We start from the raw sequence: 24,360 nt of genomic DNA on the forward strand, positions 1-24,360 counted from the left end.
CGGCCGCCGCAGTAGCGTGGACCCAGTGAGCACCGCAGCAACCCGCGCCTGGGACAAGTCCCTCGTTCTGACCGCTATCACCGATCTCGCCGCGATCGTCGCCTTCGTGGCGATCGGCCGGGGCAGCCACGACGAGGCGTTCACCATCGCCGGCTTCTCCCGCACCCTGTGGCCGTTCCTGGTCGGCGCGGTGATCGGCTGGGCACTCGGCTTTCTGATCAATTGGGTGCAAGACGGCGGCAAGCGCGACGTGATCGCGACCTGGCGTCCGATGCGGATCTTCCCGGACGGCGTGGTGATCTGGGTGTCGACCGTCGTGCTCGGCATGCTGCTGCGGGTCTCGTCCAGCCAGGGCACGGCGGCCTCGTTCCTCATCGTCGCGACAATCTCCACCGCGGTGCTGCTGCTCGGCTGGCGACTGGCCGTCGCGATCACGCTGCGCGTCCGGTCCGGACGAGTCGGCTCCTGAGAAGCCTGCTGTTCGGCGGTCGCTGAGCAACCACCGGACAGCAGGCCGGGCCCCGGCTCAGTCGTCGACGCGGCTCAGTTGTCGATGCGGTAGTACTTCTGCGCCACCTGCAGGGCGGCGGTGCCCGACTTGGCGCCCTCGCAGTAGACGACCAGCACCTTGCCGCCCGAGATGCCGACGAACCAGCCGGGCCCCTGCGGCCCGTTGGTGCCGACCAGGGCGCGCAGACCGGGCGCCCCGGTCAGGTCGCTGGCGTCGCCGGTCTTGGCGGTCGTCGCCATCGCCGCGGCGATCCGCCGCGCGGTGTCGGCGTCCATCGCGCCCAGCTTGCCACCGGTCACCTTGGTCGGCGTGCCCTTGATCAGGAACGGCGGCACCGATTCGCCGGTGCCGGCGATCGAGCGGGCCACCGAGACGCCGAGCGTGCCCATGTTGAGCATGGTGGCGGTGAAGTCCTGCGGGCGGAACGACGCCGCCGACACGGTCGGCCGGGACTCGTCCCGGGGCGCGACGACGCCCGGCACCGTGACGGTGATCCCCAGACCCAGGCGGTTGAGCTGCTCGGTGGCCGCCGACTTGGACTTCTGCGTCGCGTCGAGGGCGCCGAAGACCGGATCGAGGGTGCTGCCGGTCGGGTACGCGACATCGGCCAGGACCCGCTTGTCCGCGGCCGCGTCGTTCTGCGCCATGGCCAGGATGGCGCCCGAGCGCGCATCCAGGGTCATGATGGTCGCGGGCTGGGCCACCTCGACGGCGGCGTCACCCAGGGTGAGCTGCTCGTTCTGGTTGATCGTGGTCATGATGTCGGGTCCGGCGCGGCCCTGCTCGCCGGCCAGCTTGACCGGCGCCGCACCCGGCGCGGCCTGCTGCACCTGCCAGCCGGAGGTCGCATCGCGGATCGCCTGCCAGTAGTTGGTGAGTCCGGTCGAGAGCGGTGTCGACAGCCGCCGGTCGGACATCACGAGCATGCCGGTCTTGCGGACGGTGACCCCGGCGATGCGTTCGGGGTCGAAGGCCAGCACCTTCATGTCCGGGTCGCGCAGCGTCACCGCCACCGTCTCGCCGCCCTGCGCGGCGGCGATCTTGTCGTTGATCACCTGCGCGGTGATCAGCGGCGCGATCGGCTTGAGCGCGTCGGCGAGCGAGTTCACCGATCGCTGCAGGTTCCGCGTCGCGGCGGGGTTGATGACGATCTCGTTGACCGGCTGCATCTGCATGAAGGCCTTGCCCGACGCGCTGCGCACCGTCGGCGCCGGGGTCGCGTCGGTCCGGATCATCTGCAGGCGGCCGCCGACCGGCATCCCGGTGTGCAGCAGCCCGGATTCCCACTGCACCTTCCACCCGGTGGAGAGCCGGCGCAGGCTGCCGCTGGTCTTGGTGGAGAACTCGCGGTCGTCGGCCCAGCGCCAGGTGGTGCGCATGGTGAACGACCCGGTGCCGTCGCTGTATTCGACGGTGTCGAGAACGTGGGCGTCGACGGTCCGCGCGTGCATCCCGGCGAAGGTGCCGCTCAGCGAGTCGGCCGCTTGCGACGGCGAGGTGGTCATGTCCGAGGTGGCCTGCACCTCTTGGCTGGAGAACGCCTTCGCGAAGGCGCGGGCGGCCTTGGCGGGTTCGGAGTCGTCCTCACCGCCGCACGCGGCCAGGGACAGCACGCAGACGACGCTGACGAACAGCGCCATCGCCGATCGTCGCGACCACAGACTCATAGTCACAATTTTCACTCTAATCACATCTGTAGGGCCAGTCAGTCCGTTCACGGTCCGGCGTCTAACTGGTCACGATCCGGTCTCCGTCGATAATGGACCCATGTCCCCCCGCCTCGTTCGCGCCGCCGACCGCGCCGTCACCACCACCGAGTGGCTGACCTCCCGGCACGGCTTCTCCTTCGGCGACCACTACGACCCGGACGATACGCACCACGGCGTTCTGCTGGTCCACAACGACGAGATCATCGCTCCGGGAACGGGATTCGATACACATCCGCACGCCGAGACCGAGATCGTCACCTGGGTGCTGTCCGGAACACTGGTCCATCAGGACTCACAGGGACACAGCGGCCTCATCCATCCCGGGCTCGCCCAGCGGATGAGCGCGGGCACCGGCATCCTGCACTCGGAACGCAACGACCCCGGCCCGCCCGGCTCCCGAGCGACCGCGGCCGAACCGGTGCACTACCTGCAGATGTGGCTCAAACCCGATCGGCCGGGCGCCGACCCGAGCTACCAGCAGTGCGACGTCTCCACCGAACTCGCGGCGGGCGGACTGATCCCCCTGGCCTCCGGGGACCGGCGGCTCGACTCGGCCATCCGCATCGGCCACTCCGCCGCCACGCTGTGGGTGGCGCAGCTGGCCGCCGGGCGGACCGCGCGAATCCCGGACTCCCGATTCACCCACCTGTTCGTCGCGGACGGCGCGGTCACCGTCGACCACACCCCGCTGAGCACCGGCGACACCCTGCGGGCGACCGGATTCGGCGGCACCGTCATCGGCGCCCGCACCGATGCGCAGGTGCTGATCTGGGCGATGGACGCCGCACTCGGGGAGTAGCCGCAGCGCAACGTCGCCGATCAGGCACTATGGACGCGTGACGAACGACACTCCCAAGACCTCCGGCCTGGACCTGCAATGGGTCGACGACTCCGTGTCCGTCGGTGACGACCTCTTCACCCACGTGAACGGGCGCTGGCTCGCCGAGCACGTGATTCCCGCCGATCGCAGCATCGACGGCGCCTTCCACGTGCTGCGCGACAACGCCGAGGCGCACGTCCGGGACATCGTCGAGGCGGCCCAGGCCGAGGGTGCGCCCGGGTCGGACGCGGCCAAGATCGGCGCGCTCTACACGTCGTTCATGGACACCGAGCGCATCGAGGAACTCGGCGCCTCCCCGATCGCCGGCGGCCTGGCCGCGATCGACGCGATCACCGACATGGCCGGCCTGACCTACGCGCTGGGCGTCTTTCAGCGCGGGGGCGTCGGCGGCCTGTTCGGGTACTACGTCGACACCGATTCGAAGAACTCCGACCGGTACCTGGTGCACATCACCCAGAGCGGCCTCGGACTGCCCGACGAGTCGTACTACCGGGAGGACAAGCACGCCGCCACCCGGGATGCCTACCTGGCGCACGTGGAGCGGATGTTCGCCCTGGCCGGCCGCGCGGATGCCGCCGCCGAGGCCGCCACCGTGCTGGCTCTGGAGACCGAGCTGGCCGCCCACCACTGGGACGTTGTCCGCCGGCGCGACGCCGAGGCCACCTACAACCTGATGACGCGCGACGAGTTCGCCGCGGCGGCCGCCGGGTTCGACCTCGGCGCCTGGATCACGGCGCTCGCCGGCGATGCCGCGACGGCCGCCTTCACCGAAGTGGTGGTGGGCCAGCCGTCGTTCGTGACCGGCGCCGCTCAGGTGCTGGCGCAGCGGCCGCTCGACGACGTCAAGACCTGGCTGCGCTGGCGGCTGCTCCGCAGCGCGGCGCCGTACCTGTCGGCCGAATTCGTCGACGAGAACTTCGCGTTCTACGGGACCACGCTGTCCGGGGCCCCCGAGAACCGCGAACGCTGGAAGCGCGGCGTGGGCTTCGTCGAGGACGCGATGGGCTTCGCGGTCGGCGAACTGTACGTCGAGAAGCATTTCCCGCCCGCGGCGAAGGCCCGGATGGACCGGCTGATCGACAATCTGCTCGAGGCCTACCGCCGCAACATCAGCGAACTGGCCTGGATGACGCCGGCGACCCGGGAGAAGGCGCTGGCCAAGCTGGACAAGTTCACCCCCAAGATCGGCTACCCGGCGACCCGGCGCGACTACGGCGCACTGACCGTCGATCCGGCGGACCTGCTCGGCAACGTCGCCCGGGCCGCCGCCTACGAGACCGACCGCGAACTCGCCAAGATCGGGCGACCGGTAGACCGCGACGAATGGTTCATGACCCCGCAGACGGTCAACGCGTACTACAACCCCGGCATGAACGAGATCGTCTTCCCGGCCGCGATCCTGCAGCCGCCGTTCTTCGACGCCGAGGCCGACGACGCCGCCAATTACGGCGGGATCGGCGCGGTGATCGGCCACGAGATCGGGCACGGCTTCGACGATCAGGGCGCCAAGTACGACGGCGACGGCAACCTGGTGGACTGGTGGACCGACGACGACCGCACCGAGTTCGGCAAGCGGACCTCGGCGCTGGCCGCCCAGTACGCGCGGTACACGCCGACCGGCCTGGACTCCCAGTACACGGTGAACGGCGAGTTCACCCTCGGCGAGAACATCGGCGACCTGGGCGGTCTGTCCATCGCGCTGGTCGCCTATGCCCTCGCCGGGGCCGATGCCGAAGCCCCGCCCGTGATCGACGGCCTGACCGGCCCGCAGCGCGTCTTCTTCAGCTGGGCCCAGATCTGGCGCACCAAGACCCGCGACGAGGAGGCCATCCGCCGCCTCTCGATCGACCCGCACTCGCCGCCGGAGTTCCGCTGCAACGGCGTGGTGCGCAACATCGACGCGTTCTACGACGCCTTCGGCGTCACCTCCGGCGACGCGCTGTACCTGCCGCCCGGGGAACGGGTGCAGATCTGGTGAAGAAGCTCTCGCTCCGGCAACCGACCACCACCGCCGAGGAAGCCCCGCTGATCAAGACCCAGGGGCCGATCGAGACGGCGGCGCTGGACAACGTCAACGCGGGCTGGCTGACCCGGGCCCTGCTGCGCCCGCTGTTCGCCGCGTGCGTGCTGGTGATCGGCTACTTCCTGCTGCCGTTCAACCACACCAGCGACTGGAACGTCGCGGCGTCGGTGGCCGGTTCGCTGCTGCTGCTCGCTTTCTGCGTCTGGGAGGTCCGCGCTTTTCTGCACGCGACCTATCCGCTCGCGGCCGCGCTGGAGATGCTCGCCGCGCTGGTGACGCTGTATCTGGTGTCGTTCTCGACGATCTACTTCACGATGTCCGACTACCACCCGGGCAGCTTCAATCAGCATCTGACGCGGATGGATGCGCTGTACTACTGCCTCACGGTGTTCACGACCACCGGTTTCGGTGACATCGATGCGGTGACCCAGGGCGCGCGGATCGCGGTGTCGATCCAGATGATCTGCAACCTGATCCTGATCGGCCTCGGGTTCCGGCTGTTCAGCATGGTGGTCACCGCGCGCCTGCGGGCCAGCCCGCACAACGGCTGACCGTTACGACAGGAACGCCGAGACGGTCCGCTCGAACGCGTCCTTGGCCTCGATCATCACCCAGTGGCCGCACCGCGAGAAGACGTGCAGCTGCGCGTCCGGGATCAGCCGCAGCGGCACCAGCGCCATATCCGGTGGGCTGACCCGGTCGTCGTTCCCCCAGGTGAGCAGTGTCGGGCAGGCGACCTTGTGCATCCGCGCCCAGTAGGGCGGCCGGTCGGACGTGGCCTGGTAGCGCTGCATCATCGCGAAGGCGGCCGAGCCGTACATCATCGCGGCGGTCGCCGCGGCCGCCGGATCGGTCGCCGCGTTCCAGCGCTCCTCGATCAGTTCGTCGGTGACCAGCGCCCTGTCGTAGACCATCGAGTGCAGCCAGCGCACCAGCTTGTCCCGGTCCGGCGCGTCGGTGAACTCCTGCAGCAGGCGCAGTCCTTCGCTGGGGCTGGGGCTGAGCAGGTTGGGGCCGACGCCGCCGATCGTGACCAGCTTCTCGACCCGCTCGGGGTGGTCGATCGCGAGGTTGATGCCGACCACGCCGCCCATCGAGTTGCCGACCATCGCGGCGCGGTCGATACCGAGGCCGTCCATGAACCGGATCACCGCGGCACCGGCGGTCAGCACCGGATGGCCGTCGACCGGGTCGGAGACGCCGAAACCCGGGAACTCGACGATGTACACGTGATGCGTGCGCGCGAAGAAGCCGAGGTTCCCGCGGAAGTTGCGCCACCCGGTGACCCCGGGGCCGCTGCCGTGCAGCAGCAGGAGCACGTCGTCGTGCTGCTCCCCGGCTTCGTGATAGCGGATCACGCCCTGGTCGGTGACGAGCTCGCGGCGGGTGCTGTCGAAGGTGAGGTCCACGCCGCCGATACTAGAACACGTTCTAATATCGCGCCAGGGCCGTCTCCCGCCGCATGACGGTCGAGCGAAGTCGAGACCACCACCCCGCCACATGATGGTCGAGCGAAGTCGAGACCACCACCCCAGACACTAGAGTCGAAATGGCACGACCCCCATCGCGAAAGGAGATCCGCCCATGCGCGCAGTCGTCATCCACGGCCCCGGAGACATCCGGACCGAGGAGGTTCCCGACCCGCGGATCGTCGAACCCACCGATGCGGTGATCCGGGTGACCGCCACCTGCATCTGCGGTTCCGATCTGTGGCCCTACCGCGGCATCGACGCGGTGAACGAACCCCGGCGGATGGGCCACGAGTACGTCGGCGTCGTCGAGCAGATCGGCGACGACGTGACCTCCCTGGCGGTCGGCGACTACGTCGTCGGCTCGTTCATCGCCTCCGACAACACCTGCGACATCTGTCGTGCCGGATACCAGTCGCGCTGCGTCCACATGGTCGGGATGGGGTCGATCGGTACGCAGGCCGAACGCGCCCGCGTGCCGCTGGCCGACGGCACCCTGGTGAAGGTGCCCGGCACGCCGACGCCCGAGCAGGTCACCGGTCTGCTCGCCGCGTCCGACGTCCTCGGCACCGGCTGGTTCGGCGCGGTGTCCGCGGAGGCCGGCCCCGGCAAGACCGTCGCGGTGGTCGGCGACGGCGCCGTCGGCCTGCTCGCCGTGCTGGCCGCGAAGCGCCTGGGGGCGGACCGCATCATCGCGATGTCGCGGCACGCGGACCGGCAGGCGCTCGCGCGCCGATTCGGCGCGACCGACATCGTCGCCGAGCGCGGCGCGGCCGGGATCGCGAAGATCAAGGAGCTCACCGACGGCCTCGGCGCGCACAGCACGGTCGAGGCGGTCGGCACCCAGGAATCGATGGACCAGGCCATCGGCGTCACCCGGCCCGGCGGCCACATCGGCTTCGTCGGCGTCTCGCACGGCGTCGAGATCGAGGGCCGCGCTCTGTTCTGGGCCACCGTGCACCTGGCCGGCGGTCCCGCGCCGGTCCGCCGCTTCCTCCCCGAGCTGATCGACCTGATCATGGCCGGTGAGATCGATCCCGGCGCCGTCTTCGACCTCACCCTCCCCCTCGAGGAGGCCGCCGACGGCTATCGGGCGATGGACCAGCGCCGGGCCACCAAGGTGCTGCTCACGGTCTGACGCCTCCCATGCCCCGGCGACCGAGAGGTGGTGGCTTCGACTCGGCTCGGCCATCGCCTCGCCGGCTCAGCCGGCGGACGGGAATCGCTCGTCTAAGGTGAGCCCTATGCGTATCGATCCCTCCGTTCCCGCTGTCGCCGCCGGCCTGATCGGCGGCTACGCCGTCGCCCGCTACTCGGGGCGCCGCGAGCTGGGCGGAGTGGTCCTGGCGGCGGCGGGCGCCGTCGCCGGTCGCAGCTGGCTGCAGCGGGGGCCCGCCGTCACCGCCGGGCTCACCGCCACCTACCTGGGAGCGTTCGGCGCCTCCCATCCCCTGGCCAAGAAGATCGGGGCCTGGCCCTCGGTCTTCGCCGTCACGGCCGCGGCAACCGGAATAACCGCCGCAGTCACCGCAAACGGCTGAATTCCACCCGTCGATTGCGGCTGAGCAAGGACACAGACGGCGCTGCCACACTAGAGGGATGCGCGATAGACTTCTCCGCCTCTCCCTGTCCGCTGTCGCACTGACGGCCGCGTCGACCCTGATCGTGGCCTGCACCAACAGCACCCCCAAGCACGTCGATGCGCCGCCCGCGGCCATCGCCCTGGCCCCGCACGACGCGAAACTGAACCCCACGACGCCGATCGTCGTGGACGCGACCGGCGGCACCCTGACCCAGGTGACCGTCACCAACGCCGCCGAATCGGGCAAGCAGGTGACCGGCAAGCTCGATCCGGGCGGGCGCCGCTGGAGCACCACCGAGGATCTCGGCTACGGCGCCACCTACACCGTCGACGCGACGGCGGTGAACGCCGATCAGAAGCCGGTCCACCAGACCTTCACGGTCAACACGATCGCCCCGGACTCCACCGCGTACGCCAACGTGGTCCCGGATCCGGACATGGTGGCGCAGACCGGGATCGGCGTGGGCCAGCCGATCTCTGTGCAGTTCACCGCGCCGGTCACCAACAAGGCCGAGGTGCAGAAGCATCTGAAGGTCACCACCACGCCGAATCAGCCGGGCGCCTGGTACTGGATCGACGACCAGAACGTCCACTACCGGGGACCGGACTACTGGAAGCCCGGCACCAAGATCCACCTGGATGCCGAGGTCTACGGCGTCGATCTCGGCAACGGCGTCTACGGGGCCGAGGACTACTCGGTCGACTACACCGTGCACGACTCCTGGATCGCCAAGGCCGACGGCGCCACCGAGCTGCTGACCATCTTCCACAACGGCCAGCAGGTGAATCAGATGCCGATGAGCCTGGGCAGCCCGGACACGCCGTCGCACAACGGCCCGCACGTGATCAGCGAGAAGTCGCAGACCGTGACCATGGACTCGTGCACCTACGGTGTCTGCGCGGGCCAGCCGGGCTACTACAACGAGACCGTGCTGTGGGACGAACGCATCTCCAGTGACGGCGAGTACGTGCACGCCGCACCGTGGTCGGTCGGCCAGCAGGGCTCGTCGAACGTGTCGCACGGCTGCGTCAATCTGAGCACCGACAACGCGATCTGGTTCTACAACCACTTCGGACTCGGCGACGTTGTCGAGATCACCCACTCCCAGGGCCCCACCCTTCCGGTCTGGGACACCTACGGCGACTGGACGGTGCCGTGGTCCACCTGGCAGAAGGGCAACGCGGACGCCTGAAACCCTGAAGCATCGACCCCGGAGCAGACGACTGCTCCGGGGTCATTGCGTTCTGCTCAGCGGTAGAGGTCCGGGGTGGGCGGGATGTCGACGGGCACCGGGCCGGGGCTTTCCAGGGCTGTGACACCCGCCTCGCAGCACAGCGCCGCGCGGTAACCGTCCCAGGCCGACGGTCCGGTGGCGCCACCCGCGCGAACAGCGGTGATCCAGTCCTGCACCTCGCGGTCGTAGGCGGCGGCGAACCGGGTCGTGTAGTCGCGATGCTCGGCGATCGACGACGCCCCCTCGGCCCAGACCCGCAGACCCGCAGGGGCCCCGATCCGGGCGACCCCGCGGGACAGCACCGCCTCGGTGGTCACCTGGTAGCCGAATCCCGCGGACACGCTCATCTCGACGTCCGCGAGCACGCCGCCGGCGAGCTCGATCAGCACCAGGATCGGCTCGCGCAGGTGCTCCGGGGCGTGCGGGTTGCGCCGCCCGTACCGGACCTCGATCGAGGTGACCGGGGCCCCGGCGAGCCAGGGCAGCACGTCGAACTCGTGCACCACCGAGTCGGTGATCAGCATCGACTGCCGGTAGCCGGCCGGCACCGAGGGGTTGCGGTGGACCGCGTGCAGCATCAGCAGTTCCCCGGCACCACCGCGGGCGATCAGCTCCCGCAGGGCCGCGTACTCGGGATCGAACCGGCGCATGAAACCGACCTGGATCAGCCGCCGGCCACCCGCCAGTTCGGCGTCGACCACCCGGCGGGCCGACGCCGCGTCTGGGCAGAGCGGTTTCTCGCACAGCACCGGGAGGCCCGCGGCCAGACACCGGAGCAGGTCGTCCTCGTGCCGGGGCCCGGGTGAGGCGAGCAGCACCGCGTCCAGCCCGCCGGCCGTCAGGGCCGCGGGCAGGTCCGGGTATCCGGCCGCGCCGGGCGTGGAGTCCAGGGCCGCCGCGCGCCGCGCCGTGTCCGGTTCGATCACCGCGGTGACGCGAGCACCGGCGACGACGCGGTGAAGCCGCCGCAGATGATCGCGGCCCATCGCTCCGGCGCCGACGACGCCGACGCGCAGTTCGGTGAAGGTCATGTCGGTGACGCCCCTTCGGGTCGTGATCAGCGGGTCCTGGTCAGCGGGTGGCAGCCGAGGATGTGCCGCCGGGTCCGGGTGGCGATCGGTGCCGGGCGGTCGAGGTCGCAGCCCGGCATGTCCTGCTCCACGATGGCGAACATGTCCGGGTCGATCGCGGCCGCGGCGTCGATCACCGGCGCGAAGTCGGGGATCCCGCTCGGCGGCTCCACCATCACCTCGGCGGCGCAGTCGGCGAACGGCACGTCGTCGCGCCGGATCCGCTCGATCAGCACCGGATCGACCTGTTTGAGGTGCAGGTAGCCGATCCGCTCGGGATGGCGTGCGAGCAGGTCGAGGCAGTCGCCGCCGTAGTAGGCGAAATGGCCGGTATCCAGGCACAGGCTGACCGCACCCGGATCGGTCTCGGCGAGCAGTCGTTCCACCTCGGCGGCGGTCCCGACGTGGGTGTCTGCGTGCGAGTGGAACTGCTGCCGGATGCCGAACTCGGCGGCGAGCGCCCGGCCGAGCCGGTCGTGCCCGGCGGCGAGCGCCCGCCACTGGCCGTCGTCCAGTGTGCGCGGCTCGCGTTCGGCGCCGGTCACGTCGCTGCGCCAGAGTTCCGGGATCACGACGAGATGCCCGCCGCCCAGCGCGCGCACGAGCGCCGCCACCCGCGACACTCGCGCCCACGTGTCCGGCCATTCACCGGCGCCGCGGTGGAAGGCGGTGAACACGGTGCCGCCGGACAGCGCGAGGCCGCGACTGCCCAGTTCGTCGGCCAGCCGGGACGGGTCCGTAGGCAGATAGCCGTACGGCCCGAGTTCGAGATAGTGATAGCCCGTGGCGGCCACCTCGTCGAGGAAGCGCTCCCAGCCGATCTGACCGGGATGGTCGGCGAACCACACTCCCCACGAGTCGGGCGCGGTACCGACGCGCAGGCCCGTCGCCCGGACGGCGTCGTCATCCATCTGCGTCTCCTTCCGTGGCGTCTCCTTCCGCGGCGCCGCCCAGAAGCGGCCGCTGCCGCCGGCGCTGCTCGTCGTAGACGGCCCGCGCCGCCCGGGTATCGGGGAGCGCCGAGACCTCGGCGACCGGGACGTCCCACCAGCCGTGCCCGTCGGGCGCCGGGATCAGCGGATCGCTGCGGACGTGCACGACGGTCGGCCCTTCTCGACGCTTGGCGGCGACGACGGCCGCGCGCACCTCGTCGCACACGTCGGGGCCGGGTGGCACATCGACCACCGCGCACCCGTAGCCGTGCGCGTGGGCGACGAGGTCGACGCCCGGATAGCGCGTGCCGTACCGGCCGGAGCCGATCGATTCGGAGAGGGCGCCGATGGAGGCGAACCCGTCGTTCTGGATCAGCACGACGATCAGCCGGATGCCCTCGGCGGCCGCGGTCGCCAGCTCGGAGCTGAGCATCAGGTACGACCCGTCGCCGACCAGCACGATCACGTCGCGGTCGTCACCGGCGTCGAGCAGGCCGCGTTTAGCCCCGAGCCCACCGGCGATCTCGTAGCCCATGCACGAGAAGCCGTACTCGACGTGATAGCCGAGCGGATCCCGCGGACGCCACAGTTTCTGCAGGTCGCCGGGCAGTGAACCGGCCGCGGCCACGACGACGTCGGCGGGTTCGACCGCCGCCAGCACGGCGCCGATGATCTCCGGCTGACCGGGCAGTTCGGCACCCCGCGGCGCCAGTGCCCGGTCCACGACCCGCGCCCAGTCGTCGATCGCGGCGGTGATCGCCGCGGTGTGCCCGGCCGGAACGCGCAGACCCGCGACAGCCTCGTGGAGCGCGGCGAGGCCCTCGCGGGCGTCGGCGACCAGCGGCAGCGGCGACCCGTGTTTGGCAGCGTCGAACGGGGCGACGTTGAGGTTGACGAAGACGACGCCGGGGTCACCGAACGCGGACCGGCTGGCGGTGGTGAAGTCGCTGTAGCGGGTGCCGATGCCGACGACGACGTCGGCCGTCGCGGCGATCGCGTTGGCCGCCGCGCTGCCGGTGGCCCCCAGCCCGCCCAGGTGGAGCGGGTGCCCGGCGGGCAACGACCCGCCGCCGGCCTGGGTGGTGGCCACCGGGATGCCGGTCGCCTCGGCGAACGCCCGCAGCGCGTCGGTGGCGCCGGAGTAGATCACCCCGCCCCCGGCGACGATCATCGGCCGCCGCGCCGCGTCCAGGGCCGCGGCGGCCCGGGCGATCGCGCCGCGTTCCGGCGGTGGACGGCGCAGGTGCCAGTCGCGGTCGGCGAGGAATTCCACGGGCACATCGAGCGCCTCGGTGGCGGTGTCCTCCGGCAGCACCAGGGTCACCGCGCCGGTCTCGGCGGGATCGGTCAGCACACGCAGCGCGGCCAGTGCCACCGAGTAGAGCTGCTGCGGCCGGTCGATCCGGCCGAAGAAGCGGGACAGCGGACGGAACGCATCGGCCACCTGAAGCCCCGGGTCGTGCGGGTGTTCCAGCTGTTGAAGAACCGGATCGGCGACGCGGGTGGCGAAGGTGTCGGCCACCAGCAGCAGCGCGGGGAGCCGATTCGCGGTGGCCAGCGCCGCCCCGGTCAGCATGTTCGCCGCCCCCGGGCCGACCGAGGCGGTGGCGGCGAGGGTGGCGCGCCGCCGATGCATGCGGGCGTAGCCGACGGCCTGGTGCACCATGGCCTGTTCGTTGCGCGCCTGGTGATACGGCATCCGTCCCGGATCGATCGTCTCCCCTTCCAGCAGCGCCTGCCCGATCCCCGAGAGGTTGCCGTGCCCGAAGATGCCGAGCACGCCGGCGACGGTCCGCTCGCGGACGTCGCCGTCGACCGTCCACTGGTGGCCGAGGAAGGTGATGAGCGCCTGGGCGACGGTGAGTCTGCGGGTGGTCATCGCCGGTCCGCCCGTTCCGCGGTGAAGGGCAGTCGCGGATCGGCCTCCTGGCCCGGCCAGGTGTCGCGCACCCAGGCCTGACCGGGGTCGTCGCTGATCAGCCAGACCCGTTCCGGTCCGGGCCCGGCCATCACGTTGAGGTAGTACAGGTCGTACTCGGGCGCGGCCATCGCCGGACCGTGATAGCCGTAGGGCACCAGCGCGACGTCGCCGGTGCGGACCGTGGCGTGCGTGTCGATCTCGCCCGCGGGCGACGACGACGTCACGAACATCCCGAAGGCGTCGACGTCCGCGGGCGCGCTCAGGTGCCGCGCCGGGGCCGCCTCGAAGTAGTAGATCTCCTCCAGCTGCGACTCGTGGCCGGGCACGTATTCGTCGTGTTTGTGGGCCGGATGCGACGACCAGTTGCCGCCCGGGGTGATCACCTCGCAGACGATCAGCGCCGCCGCGTCGAGCACGTCCGGGGTGCCGAGGTCGTGCACCTGCCGGGTGTCGCGCCCGGTGCCGCGGATCTCGACCGGGATGTCGCCCGCGCCCAGGTGAACGGCAGGCCTGGCCTGGGTGGTCCGCGCCTGCGCGATCGCCACCCGCCCGGATCCGCGCAGCGTGGCGGCGGTTCCGGCACCGAGGAAGAGGACGTCCGTGGGTCCGGAGAAGACGTTCGCGCGGCCGGCCAGCGATGTCGCGGCACCGTCGTGGTCGATGTCGAACGACCCGGCCAGCGGAACCACCAGGCGCTCCACGTCACCGGCAGGCAGATCGACGGCGGCACCGGCGACGACGTCCGCGACGCGCAGGCCGGTGTGGGTCCAGCCGTCGATCGCGTCGTCGACCACGACCGCGCAGCCGTCGCGGGCGAGGGTTCCGCGCGGCCGGAACCAGGCGTTCGGCACGGCCGCCCTCACCGCTCCACCGCCGCGTGCACCAGCTCGGCGGCCGCCGCGACGGCCCCGGCCACGTCGCCGTCGTGCGGATAGAGCAGGGCGCGGCCGACGGTCAGCCCGACCACGCCGGGCAGGGCGAGCGCCGACTCCCAGGACGACGCGACCGTATCCGGGCCGATCGCCGGGTCGCCGCCGAGGAGCAGGGTCGGCAGGGTGGTCGACGCCATCACGTCGGCCATGTCGTCGACCACCGGAAGTTTGAGCCAGGTGTAGGCGGAGCTGCCGCCGAGGCCGGCCGCCATCACGATCGAGTTGATCACCGCGTCGGTGGACAGGTCGTTCACGATCCGGCCGTCTACGCGGCGGCTGAGGAACGGCTCCAGCATGATCGGGACCTGCGCGGCGGCCGCGGCGTCGACGGCGCGGGCGGTGGCCTCCATGGTGGTGACGGTCGCCGGATCGTCCAGGTCGAAGCGCACGAGGGCCTTGGCGAAGTCGAGGCGGTCGCGGGTGATCGCCGGGATGTCGTAGGCGGTGTAGCGGTCGTCCATCTCGAAGGCCGCGCCCCGGAGCCCGCCGCGGTTCATCGAACCGACGACGATCTTGTCGTCGAGCAGCCCGAGCAGGGCCAGGTCGTCGATCAGTTCCGGGGTGCCGAGGACTCCGTCGACGCCGGGGCAGGCCAGCGCGGTGGCGACGCGCTGCAGCAGGTCGTACCGGTCGGCCATCGCCATCGGGTCCTTCCGGATACCGAGCGCGCCGCGGGCCGGATGGTCGGCGGCGACGATCAGCAGACGGCCGTCTCCGCGCACCACCGGGCGGCGCCGGCGCACGGCGAACGCGCGGCCCACCGCCTCGGGGTCGGCCAGCCGGGTCAACCGGAGCTGGGCGAACGCACCCTCGGTGATCGGGCCGGGCGTCGCCAGCGGGCGCATCGCGGTCATCGCGCGCCCACCCGTCGGCCCGGGTGCCCGGCCAGCAGCGCCGTCACCTCGGCGGTGGTCGGCATCGCCGTCGAGCATTCCCGGCGGCCCGCGACCAGCGCACCGGCGGCGTTCGCGAAAGCCGCGACCCGCCCCAGGTCCCAGCCCTGGAGCAGCCCGTGGCAGAAGGCGCCGCCGAAGCCGTCGCCGGCGCCGAGGCCGTTCACCACCTCGATCCGGCACGGCGGCGCCTCGACTCGCTCGGACCGGGTCTTGGCCAGCACACCGCCGGCGCCCCGCTTCACCACGGCCAGGTCCAGTCCTCGTTCCAGCAGCGCGTCGGCGGCACGGTCCGGGTCGCGCTCGCCGACGGCCGTGAAGCACTCGTCCTCGTTGCCGATCGCGATGGTCACCAGGCCCAGGGCCGCCTCGATCTGCGCGGTCGCCGCCGCACGCGACGGCCAGAACATCGGCCGGTAGTCGAGATCGAGCACCGTCATCGGGACGCGCCCGCGGGCCGCCCAGGCGGCGTGGTGCGCCGACCGGCTCGGTTCGCGGGACAGTCCGGTCACCGTCGACCAGTAGATGCGCGCGTCCGTGATCGCCGGGCGATCGAGGCCGTCGGCGGTCAGCGTGAGGTCCGGCGCGATCGGCTCGCGGTAGAAGTACAGCGGGAAGCGGTCCGGCGGGAAGATCTCGCAGAAGGTGATCGGGGTGTTCAGCCCGTCGGCGGTGCCGACGTACCGGTCGTCCACGCCGAGCCGGGTCAGCTCCCGGTGGAGATAGCGGCCGAAGGGGTCGTCGCCGGTGGCCGAGATCAGCGCCGTGCGCAGGCCGTGCCGGGCCGCCGCGACGGCCACGTTCGCGGCGCTGCCGCCCAGCGACTTGCCGAAGGTCTCCACCTCGTCGAGCCCGACACCCGACTCCCGCGGATACAGGTCGACGCCGAGCCGCCCGATGGTGAGCAGGTCGAAGGGTGCAGCGTCCGGCGACGAAAGCGTCATGGCGGCCGGACCTCCCTGCTCGTCGGCGTGGCATCCCTGCCTTGAACTCTAGTCAGTTCTCCCGAGTTGCTTTGCGGTCCTCGGCGTATGAGGCGAGTGGACCCGAGACGGGCGGGATGCGGTCGCCGCTGAAGTCGACGTCGGCGGATCTGCAGTCGAAGGACCACTCCTGGTGTCGTACCGAAGTCGAACATCGCGTGTTCGCAGTCCGATGCCCAACACCGACCGGAGCCATGATTGCCGCCGTAGGAGTCGGCTCTCCCAGAGATCGCAAGTAGGTGCCACAACCAGGGGATACAGTCTCACAACGGCACAGAGATCATCGGTAGCGCACACCACAATATGAATGTAATATAAATCATAGATACTTCGAACATCATGAGGGATCAGAGGGAGGTGACAACCATGGAGATCGGCGAGGCATCCGGCGAGTTCGCCACCCGCTGGGCCGGGGTCGACTTCGCTCCGGCGGGGATGGTCGCCCCCGATGACACCGATGATGAGCAGACCCAGTGCCATGACTGGGGCGTGTACGCCGAGTCGGCATGGCGGGGGCAGGCGTTCCTGTATTGGCAGCAGCTATACGCGGTCGGCCAGTTCCTCGACATCGCGCTGGCCGGCCTCGACGACCAGGTATGCGCGGGGGCCGAGCAGAAAGACCTGTTCGATCCTTACACGGTGGCGGTGGAGTTCTTCGGGGCCATGTTCGCCGGGAACCGGCGGGATTCCCGCGCTCTGGTCGCGATGGCGATCGCCGTGGCCGAACGCCTGCCGAGGACCGCCGACCTGCTGCGGCAGACGGTGATCAGCCCGGCGATGTTCGCCAAGGTCGTCGACCGCACCGACATCGTCGACGAGCCCGCGATCGTCGCCACCGTCGACCAGGACGTGGCGAACGCGTTGGCGAAGGCCGGGCACATCTCCGAAAAGGCCGCCGAACGGATCGCCGACCGCATCGTCGACAAACACGATCGCGAGGCCTCCCGCAAACGCCGCGACAAAGCCCAACGACGTAAGAACGTGACCCGGCGGGACTACACCGACGGGCTCGGTGGGATCACCATCACCGCCGACGCCGAAGAGACCCGTCTGGCGTACGAGGCGGTCGAGGCGATGATCGCCGGAGTCTGTCCCAACGATCCCCGCAGCAAGGGGGCGTTACGGTCGGCGGCGGCGATCGCCCGGCTGCGCGGTCTTCCGTTCACCTGTGCCTGCACCGGCAAAGAGACCTGCACCGCAACCCTGTCGACCGAGGAGATCTCCGAGCGGCAGGCGCGAATCATCGTGCACGCAGTGTGCCGCAAGACCACCCTGGCCGGCGGCGACGACGAGCCCGGATTCCTCGATGGGCACGGCCCGATCGGCGCCGACCACGTCCGTGATCTGGCGCGCCGCCCCGATGCCCTGGTCCGAGACCTCGACCTGGGTAAACTCCTCACACCCCACCGGACCCTGGCGACCACAGCCGAGACCACGACCCCCGACAACGGCGGCGCCCACAGCGGTGACAGTGACGGCGCCCGGGCGGCACCGAAAGCCGAGTACCGGCCACCTACCGGAGACGACGAGGACGCCGAGACAGGCAGCGCCGATACCGGGGACCAGGACGGGGGCGCCGCGACCGAGACCAGCGGGGGTCCTGTGCCGCCAACGTTCCTCACCGACACCGCCCAGCCCGGGGATCCCTACCGCCCCACCGCCGCCCTGGACGTCCTCATCCGCGCACTGTTCGGCACCTGTACCGTCCCCGGCTGCGATCAGCCCGCCTGGCACTGCGAGTTGGATCATTGCCAGGAGTTCAACCAGGTCTGCCCCGCTTCCGGCGGCCCCACCTGCCTGTGCAATCTCAACCCCAAATGCAAACGGCATCACTTGCTGAAAACTCACCTCGGCGCCACCAACCCCGCAGACGGCTGGATCGACGAACAGTGGATCGACCACGACGGCACCGTGTGGACCGCGATCACCGTCCACGGCATCACGCTCGAGACCCGCGCGGAGAATCAGTGGCTGTTCCCCGATCTGACCGCGGCGACATGCGCCCACCAGGCCCAAGCACCACCCGAGACAGCTCCGGCCGGCGAACCAGCCCCACCACGCGCGTGCGCGTGCACCCCCAGTGGAGGCCTTCGAGCCGCCACCGCACACAAGCACGCCTGGCGGCGCGCCGAACGCGCCCGCCTCCGCCGCGAACGCGCGCACGCCGACGAACTCTACGGCCCACCACCGTTCTAGTCAGACCACCGGGGTCAGGAACGGAAGTCGCCCGCCGCGAATCGTTCCTCCAGCTCCTCCAGGGAACGGCCGCTGGTGTTCGGCAGGAAGCGGTACATGAGGAACGCGAACACCGCGGTGCACACCAGGAAGGTGCCGTAGGTGGTGGCCAGGCCGCCGGCCTCGACCAGTGCGGGCACCGCCTGGCCGACGGCCGCGTTGGCCAGCCACAGCACCAGCGCCGCGGCGCCCATGCCGAAGCCGCGGAGCCGGAGCGGGAACAGCTCGGACAGGCACACCCAGGTGGTGACGTTCATCGTCGTCTGCTGGCAGAGGACGAACAGGCCGAGCAGCACCAGGATGGTCCACGCCTCGGCGCGACCCGAGCCGGGCATCAGCAGGGTCACCGCGATGATCGCCGCGTGGCAGACCATCACCAGGCACATGCCGGTCAGCAGCAGCGTCTTCCGCGGGACGCGGTCGATCAGGTAGTAGAGGCAGAAGATGCTGCCGATCACGCCGGCCGCACCGACGAAGACGTTCGCGATCGGGGCCGCCGATCCGCTGACGCCGCCGACCTCGAGCAGTTTGGTGCCGTAGATCATCACCGAGTTCACCCCGGTCACCTGCTGGCCGATCGCGACGATCACCGCGGCCAGCAGCAGCCGCCGCACCCAGGGCACCGCGAGGTCGCGCCAGCCGCCGAGATGCTCGAGTTCTTCGTCGGCAGCGAGCCGCTCCACCTCGGCCATCTCCGCGCGGGCCCGCTCCTCGCTGCGCACCTGGCGGAGCACGGCCAGGGCGTCGTCGTACCGGCCCTGCCGCACGTACCAGCGCGGCGACTCGGGCATCCGCAGCATGCCGACGAACAGGCAGACCGCCGGGATCGCACAGATCGCCAGCATCACGCGCCAGATTCCGGAGTAGCCGCCGGGGTCGGCGGCGGTGGCCGGCGGCCAGATCGACGCGATCACCGCGTTGACCGCGAACGCGGCGAGCTGACCGGCGACTATCGCGAGCTCGTTGCGGCCGCCGAGCGCCCCGCGCCGCTCCGTGGGCGCCAGCTCGGACAGATAGATCGGCACGACGACGGAGGCGCCGCCGACCGCGAGACCGAGGATGAAGCGCGCCGGCAGCATCACCGCGAGTCCCGGCGCGAACACGCTGGCCGCGGTCCCGGCGAAGAAGACGACGGCCAGCCAGACCAGTGTCCGGCGCCGCCCGAAGGCGTCGGCCAGCCGGCCTCCGCTGAGCGCCCCGAGCGCGGCGCCGATGAGCAGGCTGCTCACCACCAGGCCCTCGGTGGTCGAGGAGAGCCCGAACTCGAACTTCATCGGCTCGAGCGCACCGTTGAGGACTCCGGTGTCGTAACCGAAGAGCAGACCGCCGAAGGTCGCGACCACCACGATCACGTCCATCCGGCGCTGCCACGGGCCGCGGGTCAGCGGCGGCAGGGTTCCGGCCGCGACGACACCGTCCGACATGAGGCACACTCCTTCCACACCGGGCGTTTCGCCGGTGTGGAACCGGAGAAACCGGAGATCACCCTACGTCAGGCCGGACCCAAGAGCAGCCGCCTCGCGGATCGCCGGCGCGAACAGCGCCGCCAGGTTCGCCGCGACCCGGGGGGCCGGCACCTCCGGCGGCATCGCCACGTAGCTCAGCGCCATGCGGGCCAGCGCACCGGCGAGCGGATCGGCGGCGACGTCGGGCAGCCCGATCCACGACCGGGTGATGATCCGCGCGAGATTCGCCTTGGCCGCCGCGATCAGCGGCGCCGCCTCGGTGGTGATCAGCTTGTGCAGATCCGGGTTGGGTTCCCCGGAGAGCAGGGAGGCGATCATCGGGTCCAGCGCGGCGGCGGCGAAGAATCGCTCGAATCCGCTGGTCAGGGCGGCGTCCAGGTCGCCGGGGACCTCGTCGATCGCCGCACCGATCACCTCGGTGAACTCGTCGACCAGGCGCAGCGCGTACGACTGCGCTAGACCGTGCCGGGAGCCGAACTCGTTGTAGACGGTCTGCCTGCTGACCCCCGTCTGGCGCGCCACGTCGGTCATGGTCACCTTGGACCAGTCCCGCTGGGTCAGCAGGTCGTGCACGCCGTCGAGCAGCGAGTTCCGCAAGAGCCGCTTGCTCGCCTGGGCATACGTCGTCGGGTCGCTCACCCGCCCCAGCGTAGCCGGGGCGGGTACGGCGACGGGCGCACTCATACCGCGGCACCCGCGGCAACGGCGGCGATCTCCGCGCGCAGTTCCCGAGCCGCTGCCGCCCGGCCGACGGTCACCGCGCCGCGCAGGCCCTCCGGACCGGAGACCCGGACCGTCGCGGACGGCCGTCCGTCCGCGGCAGGGGCCAGGTCGCCGTCGACGGCGACCTCACCCTCGCCCGCGGGCCGGCCGACCAGCTGCACGTTGACGCCGTACTGCATGGTCCAGGCACGCGGCACCTCGGCGAACACCGGCGCGGGCGTGCCGGCCAGATCCGCCAGCACGGTCCGGGCGACGGCGGCCCCCTGGTCGAGCGCCCCGAACCAGTGCTCACACCGCATCGGCTCGCCGGACCGCGGATCCGGCACGGCGGCCAGATCACCCGCCGCGTAGACGCCCGCGACTCCGGTCCGCAGCGACGGGTCGACGACGACGCCACCGCGCCCGGCTTCGGCACCGGCCGCCGCGGCGAGCGCGACGTCCGGCGTCATGCCGAGGGCGGCGATGACGGTGCCATGCACGACGGTCCCGTCGGCGAGCTCCACTTCCCCGGCGGTGGCCCGCACCACCGCGCTGCGCAGACGCAGGTCCACCCCGTGGGCGGCGTGCAGGTCGGCCAGGAAGCCGGAGAGCACCGGCGGCACCACCCGGCTCATCGGGCGGTCACCCGCCTCGAGCACCGTCACGCGGTGCCCGGCCGCGGCCGCGGAGGCCGCGAGTTCCAGCCCGATCAGGCCGCCGCCGATCACCACCAGCGAACCGGACTCGACGATCGCGCCCCGGATACGTTCGGCGTCGGCCACGGTCCGGAGGGCCGGGACGTCGTCGGCGAGCCAGTCCGGGCGGATCGGCTGCCCGCCGGTCGCCAGGATCAGGGCCCGGTAGCCGAGCGCGGTCCCGTCGGACAGCCGCACCGACCGGGCGGCCGGATCGACGTCGACCACCGTGGTGCCACCGCGGATCTCGATGTCCTTCTCGGCCCAGAACGCGGGCTTCTGCAGGGCGATCCGCTCGGGGCTGAGATCGGCGGCGAGGAGGTCCTTGCTGAGCGCGGTGCGCCGGAAGGGCAGACCGGGCTCGGCGCCGACGACCGTCACGGGCCCGTCGTACCCGTCCGCGCGCAGCGTCTGCGCCGCGGTCGCTCCGGCGACTCCGGATCCGACGATCACCACGCCGGCGTCGGTGCCGGTCATGAGCGGGCGACCTCGACCATCTCGAAATCGGCCTTGGCGGCACCGCAGTCCGGGCAGCTCCAGTCATCCGGGATGTCGTCCCAGCGGGTGCCGGGCTCGATGCCGTCCTCGGGCCAGCCCTCGGCTTCGTCGTACTCGAAGCCGCACTGCAGGCAGCGGAAGAGCTTGTAGTCGTTCACGGCGGTCATGTCATTCTCCGATCCGGATGAAGTCGATCTTTTCGCGGACCCCGCAGTCCGGGCAGGGCCAGTTGTCGGGGATGTCGGCCCAAGCGGTGCCGGGCGCGAAGCCCTCGCGCGGGGCACCGGCGGCGGCGCGGTAGGTGTAGCCGCAGTTCGGGCAGGCGTGGAGCGTCTCGGCCGTGGCGGCGGCCGATTCGAGCACGGCGACCGCGCCCTCGTCCTTCGCACTGCTCTGCCGCAGACCCGCGGCCGTCGTCGCCGACAGCGCCGCGCACTCGCTCGCGTACTTGGCCAGGAGCTTGTCCTCCTTGCCAGGCTGCAGGCTGGCCCGGGTGAGGTCACCGCCGTAGTGGGCGATCACGCGCTTGTCCATCACCTTGCGCCAGACCGGCGGCACGTAGGCGAGGGTGATCATGCTGGCATAGCCGCTCGGCAGGTTCGGCGCCTCGTCGAAGCTGCGCAGGACCTGGTAACGCCGGGTCGGGTTGGCGTGGTGGTCGCTGTGCCGCTGCAGGTGGTACAGGAAGATGTTGGTCGCGATGTGGTCGGAGTTCCAGCTGTGCTGCGGGGTGCAGCGCTCGTAACGGCCGCGGGCGTTCTTCTGCCGCAGCAGGCCGTAGTGCTCGAGGTAGTTGACGGTCTCCAGCAGCGAGAATCCGTAGATCGCCTGCAGCACCATGAACGGCAGGATCTGCCAGCCGAAGACGGCGGTGAGGACGCCCCAGAGGGCGATCGACATGAACCAGGCGTTGAGCACGTCGTTGCTCGGGTGGAAGACCGGGCGCTCCAGTCGCTTCATCCGGTTCGCTTCCAGCTCCCAGCCCGACTTGAGGCTGCCGAACACGCTGCGCGGCAGGAAGGTCCAGAAGTTCTCGCCGAAGCGCGAGCTGGCCGGATCCTCCGGGGTGGCGACACGGACGTGATGGCCGCGGTTGTGCTCGATGTAGAAGTGTCCGTAGAAGGTCTGCGCGAGGGTGATCTTGGACAGCCAGCGCTCCAGCGAGACCTTCTTGTGGCCCAGCTCGTGCGCGGTGTTGATGCCGATGCCGCCCATCACGCCGATGGAGAGGGCCAGACCGATCTTGGAGACCAGCCCCAGCGAACCGCTGTCGATGCCGAGCCAGCTCAGATCACCGAAGCGCCCGCCCGGTTTCGCCGTCCAGAGGTACGCCGCGAAGATCAGGCTGGCGATCTGGAACGGGATGTAGACGTAGGTGCAGTACCGGTAGTACCGGTCGTTCTCCAACTGCTCCATCAGCTCGTCCGGCGGGTTCTGCCCGTCCGGGCCGAAGAAGACGTCGAGCACCGGCAGCAGCACATAGAGCAGGATCGGGCCGATCCACCACCACACCGGCGAGATGGTGGTCAGCCATCCCCAGCCGAGCTGGTGCCCGGCCCAGTTCATCAGGGCGATGAAGCCGGCGGCGAGGAAGACCGCGGTGGGCGGGATGAGGCCGAGCAGCCAGAGATAGCGCTTCTTGTCGCGCCACTCCAGGGCGGGTACCTCCGAGTGATCAGTGGTCTGTTGTGTCATGTCGACTCCTCCAGGTGAAACGTGCGAACTTTACGTTATGCCATCCATCGTCTTGTGTCTATACATTCATTGATATTTGTACACCAGGTGGTCCTGACCTGCTCCAACGCGCACGACGGCTACCATCGGAGGCGTGCATTTCTCCCGATTCGTCGCCCTCGGCGACAGCCAGACGGAGGGGATGGGCGACCCCGATCCGCGGTACGAATACCGGGGCTGGGCCGACCGGCTCGCGACCCTGCTGGCCGTGCAGAATCCCGGGCTGCGATACGCGAATCTGGCGGTGCGCGGCAAGACCACCCGCCAGGCCCGCGAGGAACAGCTGGCCCCGGCCCTGGCGCTGGAGCCCGACCTCATCACCGCACCGCTCGGCATGAACGACGTGATCGGCAGTTCGGACATGGCGCAGGTGCACGACGACCTCGACGCCGTCTACCGGGTCCTCGCCGCCACCGGTGCGACGGTCCTGATCTCGACCTATCCCGACGTCACCGCCACCATCCCACTCGGCCGGCGCTTCGAAGACAAGCTGCTGACGCTCAATCAGATGATGCGCGACTTCGCCGGCCGCTACGGGTTCGTGCTGGTCGACCTGTACTCGGCGCCGGTGCTCACCGATCTGCGCTCCTGGGCGCCGGACCGGCTGCACGCCTCACCGCTGGGCCACGAGCGTTTCGCCGCGGGCGCCGCGCACGCGCTGGGACTGCCCGGGAGTTCGCCGGACTGGGGACGACCGCTCGACACGCGGCCGGATCCGCACCGCCTGCTCCGGCACGCCCGCGACACCCGCTGGGCGGTCCAGCACCTGACCCCGTGGATGATCCGCCGTCTCCGGGGCCGTTCGCTGGGCGACGGCCGCGCCCCCAAACGGCCGCTTCTCACCCCGGTGAACGACCCCGATACCGTCCGCGCCGACTCGGCCTCCACGGAATAGGACGTCACCGCAGACGGCAGCGGGGCCGACCGGC

At 70.8% G+C, this 24,360-nt stretch carries 22 protein-coding genes; 9 read left to right on the top strand and 13 right to left on the bottom strand.

Annotated elements, in window-relative coordinates; translation table 11 throughout:
• Nucleotides 1–25: 25 nt before the first annotated feature.
• Complete coding sequence (locus ACSEEN_RS03940; protein ID WP_298443468.1) at nucleotides 26–469, top strand: DUF3054 domain-containing protein; 444 nt, start codon at nucleotides 26–28, stop codon at nucleotides 467–469.
• 74 nt (nucleotides 470–543) lie between these two features.
• Here the strand turns inward: ACSEEN_RS03940 and ACSEEN_RS03945 are convergent, their stop codons facing one another.
• Nucleotides 544–2,178, bottom strand: coding sequence for an NTF2-like N-terminal transpeptidase domain-containing protein (locus ACSEEN_RS03945; RefSeq protein WP_298443473.1), 1,635 nt, complete (start codon nucleotides 2,176–2,178; stop codon nucleotides 544–546).
• Nucleotides 2,179–2,278: 100 nt separating this feature from the next.
• Here ACSEEN_RS03945 and ACSEEN_RS03950 point away from each other — a divergent pair, with 100 nt between their 5' ends.
• The 3 genes from ACSEEN_RS03950 to ACSEEN_RS03960 are packed head-to-tail and all read left to right on the top strand — an operon-like array spanning nucleotide 2,279 to nucleotide 5,635.
• Entirely contained in the window at nucleotides 2,279–3,019 is a 741-nt protein-coding gene (locus ACSEEN_RS03950) for a pirin family protein (protein WP_247865429.1), read from the top strand.
• A 37-nt stretch (nucleotides 3,020–3,056) separates the two neighbouring features.
• Nucleotides 3,057–5,039, top strand: coding sequence for a M13 family metallopeptidase (locus tag ACSEEN_RS03955; RefSeq protein WP_283255255.1), 1,983 nt, complete (start codon nucleotides 3,057–3,059; stop codon nucleotides 5,037–5,039).
• Nucleotides 5,036–5,635 (top strand): potassium channel family protein, encoded by a 600-nt coding sequence (locus ACSEEN_RS03960; protein ID WP_247865430.1) that lies wholly within the window; start codon nucleotides 5,036–5,038, stop codon nucleotides 5,633–5,635. Before ACSEEN_RS03955 ends, ACSEEN_RS03960 begins: the two co-directional genes overlap by 4 nt.
• Before the next feature lie 3 nt (nucleotides 5,636–5,638).
• Here ACSEEN_RS03960 and ACSEEN_RS03965 read toward each other — a convergent pair whose 3' ends face one another.
• Nucleotides 5,639–6,493: an alpha/beta fold hydrolase gene (locus ACSEEN_RS03965; RefSeq protein ID WP_247865431.1), complete on the bottom strand. Its 855-nt coding sequence runs from the start codon at nucleotides 6,491–6,493 to the stop codon at nucleotides 5,639–5,641.
• 175 nt (nucleotides 6,494–6,668) lie between these two features.
• Between ACSEEN_RS03965 and ACSEEN_RS03970 the strand changes: the two genes are divergently transcribed.
• From ACSEEN_RS03970 to ACSEEN_RS03980, 3 genes are all read left to right on the top strand, one after another.
• On the top strand, nucleotides 6,669–7,691 hold the full coding sequence (locus ACSEEN_RS03970) for a zinc-dependent alcohol dehydrogenase family protein (protein ID WP_247865432.1): 1,023 nt from the start codon (nucleotides 6,669–6,671) through the stop codon (nucleotides 7,689–7,691).
• Nucleotides 7,692–7,797: 106 nt separating this feature from the next.
• Nucleotides 7,798–8,094, top strand: a complete 297-nt coding sequence (locus ACSEEN_RS03975) for a hypothetical protein (RefSeq protein ID WP_298443482.1) — start codon at nucleotides 7,798–7,800, stop codon at nucleotides 8,092–8,094.
• 58 nt (nucleotides 8,095–8,152) lie between these two features.
• Nucleotides 8,153–9,328: a L,D-transpeptidase gene (locus ACSEEN_RS03980; RefSeq protein WP_298443485.1), complete on the top strand. Its 1,176-nt coding sequence runs from the start codon at nucleotides 8,153–8,155 to the stop codon at nucleotides 9,326–9,328.
• A 56-nt stretch (nucleotides 9,329–9,384) separates the two neighbouring features.
• Here the strand turns inward: ACSEEN_RS03980 and ACSEEN_RS03985 are convergent, their stop codons facing one another.
• The 6 genes from ACSEEN_RS03985 to iolC are packed head-to-tail and all read right to left on the bottom strand — an operon-like array spanning nucleotide 9,385 to nucleotide 16,062.
• Nucleotides 9,385–10,401, bottom strand: coding sequence for a Gfo/Idh/MocA family protein (locus ACSEEN_RS03985; protein WP_440712372.1), 1,017 nt, complete (start codon nucleotides 10,399–10,401; stop codon nucleotides 9,385–9,387).
• A 26-nt stretch (nucleotides 10,402–10,427) separates the two neighbouring features.
• Entirely contained in the window at nucleotides 10,428–11,351 is a 924-nt protein-coding gene (locus ACSEEN_RS03990) for a sugar phosphate isomerase/epimerase family protein (RefSeq protein ID WP_440712373.1), read from the bottom strand.
• On the bottom strand, nucleotides 11,344–13,251 hold the full coding sequence (gene iolD, locus ACSEEN_RS03995; RefSeq protein WP_440712374.1) for a 3D-(3,5/4)-trihydroxycyclohexane-1,2-dione acylhydrolase (decyclizing): 1,908 nt from the start codon (nucleotides 13,249–13,251) through the stop codon (nucleotides 11,344–11,346). Before iolD ends, ACSEEN_RS03990 begins: the two co-directional genes overlap by 8 nt.
• Nucleotides 13,248–14,156: a 5-deoxy-glucuronate isomerase gene (gene iolB / locus ACSEEN_RS04000; RefSeq protein ID WP_440712375.1), complete on the bottom strand. Its 909-nt coding sequence runs from the start codon at nucleotides 14,154–14,156 to the stop codon at nucleotides 13,248–13,250. The genes iolD and iolB overlap by 4 nt, the downstream gene beginning before the upstream one ends.
• Entirely contained in the window at nucleotides 14,153–15,079 is a 927-nt protein-coding gene (locus ACSEEN_RS04005; protein WP_440712376.1) for a Cgl0159 family (beta/alpha)8-fold protein, read from the bottom strand. The genes iolB and ACSEEN_RS04005 overlap by 4 nt, the downstream gene beginning before the upstream one ends.
• Nucleotides 15,076–16,062, bottom strand: coding sequence for a 5-dehydro-2-deoxygluconokinase (gene iolC / locus ACSEEN_RS04010; protein WP_298443502.1), 987 nt, complete (start codon nucleotides 16,060–16,062; stop codon nucleotides 15,076–15,078). Before iolC ends, ACSEEN_RS04005 begins: the two co-directional genes overlap by 4 nt.
• Nucleotides 16,063–16,467: 405 nt before the next feature.
• On the opposite strand from iolC, the gene ACSEEN_RS04015 reads away from it, so the two are divergent.
• The gene (locus ACSEEN_RS04015; RefSeq protein WP_440712377.1) at nucleotides 16,468–18,297 is read left to right on the top strand and encodes an HNH endonuclease signature motif containing protein; all 1,830 of its coding nucleotides are present in this window, start codon (nucleotides 16,468–16,470) and stop codon (nucleotides 18,295–18,297) included.
• Nucleotides 18,298–18,311: 14 nt separating this feature from the next.
• On the opposite strand, the gene ACSEEN_RS04020 is transcribed toward ACSEEN_RS04015, so the two are convergent.
• The 5 genes from ACSEEN_RS04020 to ACSEEN_RS04040 all read right to left on the bottom strand — a co-directional run bounded on the left by ACSEEN_RS04020 (nucleotide 18,312) and on the right by ACSEEN_RS04040 (nucleotide 23,392).
• Nucleotides 18,312–19,760: a sugar porter family MFS transporter gene (locus tag ACSEEN_RS04020; RefSeq protein ID WP_440712378.1), complete on the bottom strand. Its 1,449-nt coding sequence runs from the start codon at nucleotides 19,758–19,760 to the stop codon at nucleotides 18,312–18,314.
• A gap of 63 nt (nucleotides 19,761–19,823) precedes the next feature.
• A complete protein-coding gene (locus ACSEEN_RS04025) occupies nucleotides 19,824–20,486 on the bottom strand; it encodes a TetR/AcrR family transcriptional regulator (RefSeq protein WP_440712379.1) in 663 nt (220 codons plus the stop codon).
• Nucleotides 20,483–21,676, bottom strand: coding sequence for an NAD(P)/FAD-dependent oxidoreductase (locus ACSEEN_RS04030; RefSeq protein WP_440712380.1), 1,194 nt, complete (start codon nucleotides 21,674–21,676; stop codon nucleotides 20,483–20,485). The genes ACSEEN_RS04025 and ACSEEN_RS04030 overlap by 4 nt, the downstream gene beginning before the upstream one ends.
• The gene (locus tag ACSEEN_RS04035; protein WP_247868121.1) at nucleotides 21,673–21,855 is read right to left on the bottom strand and encodes a rubredoxin; all 183 of its coding nucleotides are present in this window, start codon (nucleotides 21,853–21,855) and stop codon (nucleotides 21,673–21,675) included. Before ACSEEN_RS04035 ends, ACSEEN_RS04030 begins: the two co-directional genes overlap by 4 nt.
• Nucleotides 21,856–21,865: 10 nt before the next feature.
• Nucleotides 21,866–23,392: a fatty acid desaturase gene (locus ACSEEN_RS04040; protein ID WP_440712381.1), complete on the bottom strand. Its 1,527-nt coding sequence runs from the start codon at nucleotides 23,390–23,392 to the stop codon at nucleotides 21,866–21,868.
• Between the two features lie 133 nt (nucleotides 23,393–23,525).
• Between ACSEEN_RS04040 and ACSEEN_RS04045 the strand changes: the two genes are divergently transcribed.
• The gene (locus ACSEEN_RS04045; RefSeq protein ID WP_247865446.1) at nucleotides 23,526–24,326 is read left to right on the top strand and encodes an SGNH/GDSL hydrolase family protein; all 801 of its coding nucleotides are present in this window, start codon (nucleotides 23,526–23,528) and stop codon (nucleotides 24,324–24,326) included.
• The last annotated feature ends 34 nt before the right edge of the window (nucleotides 24,327–24,360 follow it).

Source organism: Gordonia marina (assembly GCF_052036135.1).
Classification (GTDB): domain Bacteria; phylum Actinomycetota; class Actinomycetes; order Mycobacteriales; family Mycobacteriaceae; genus Gordonia.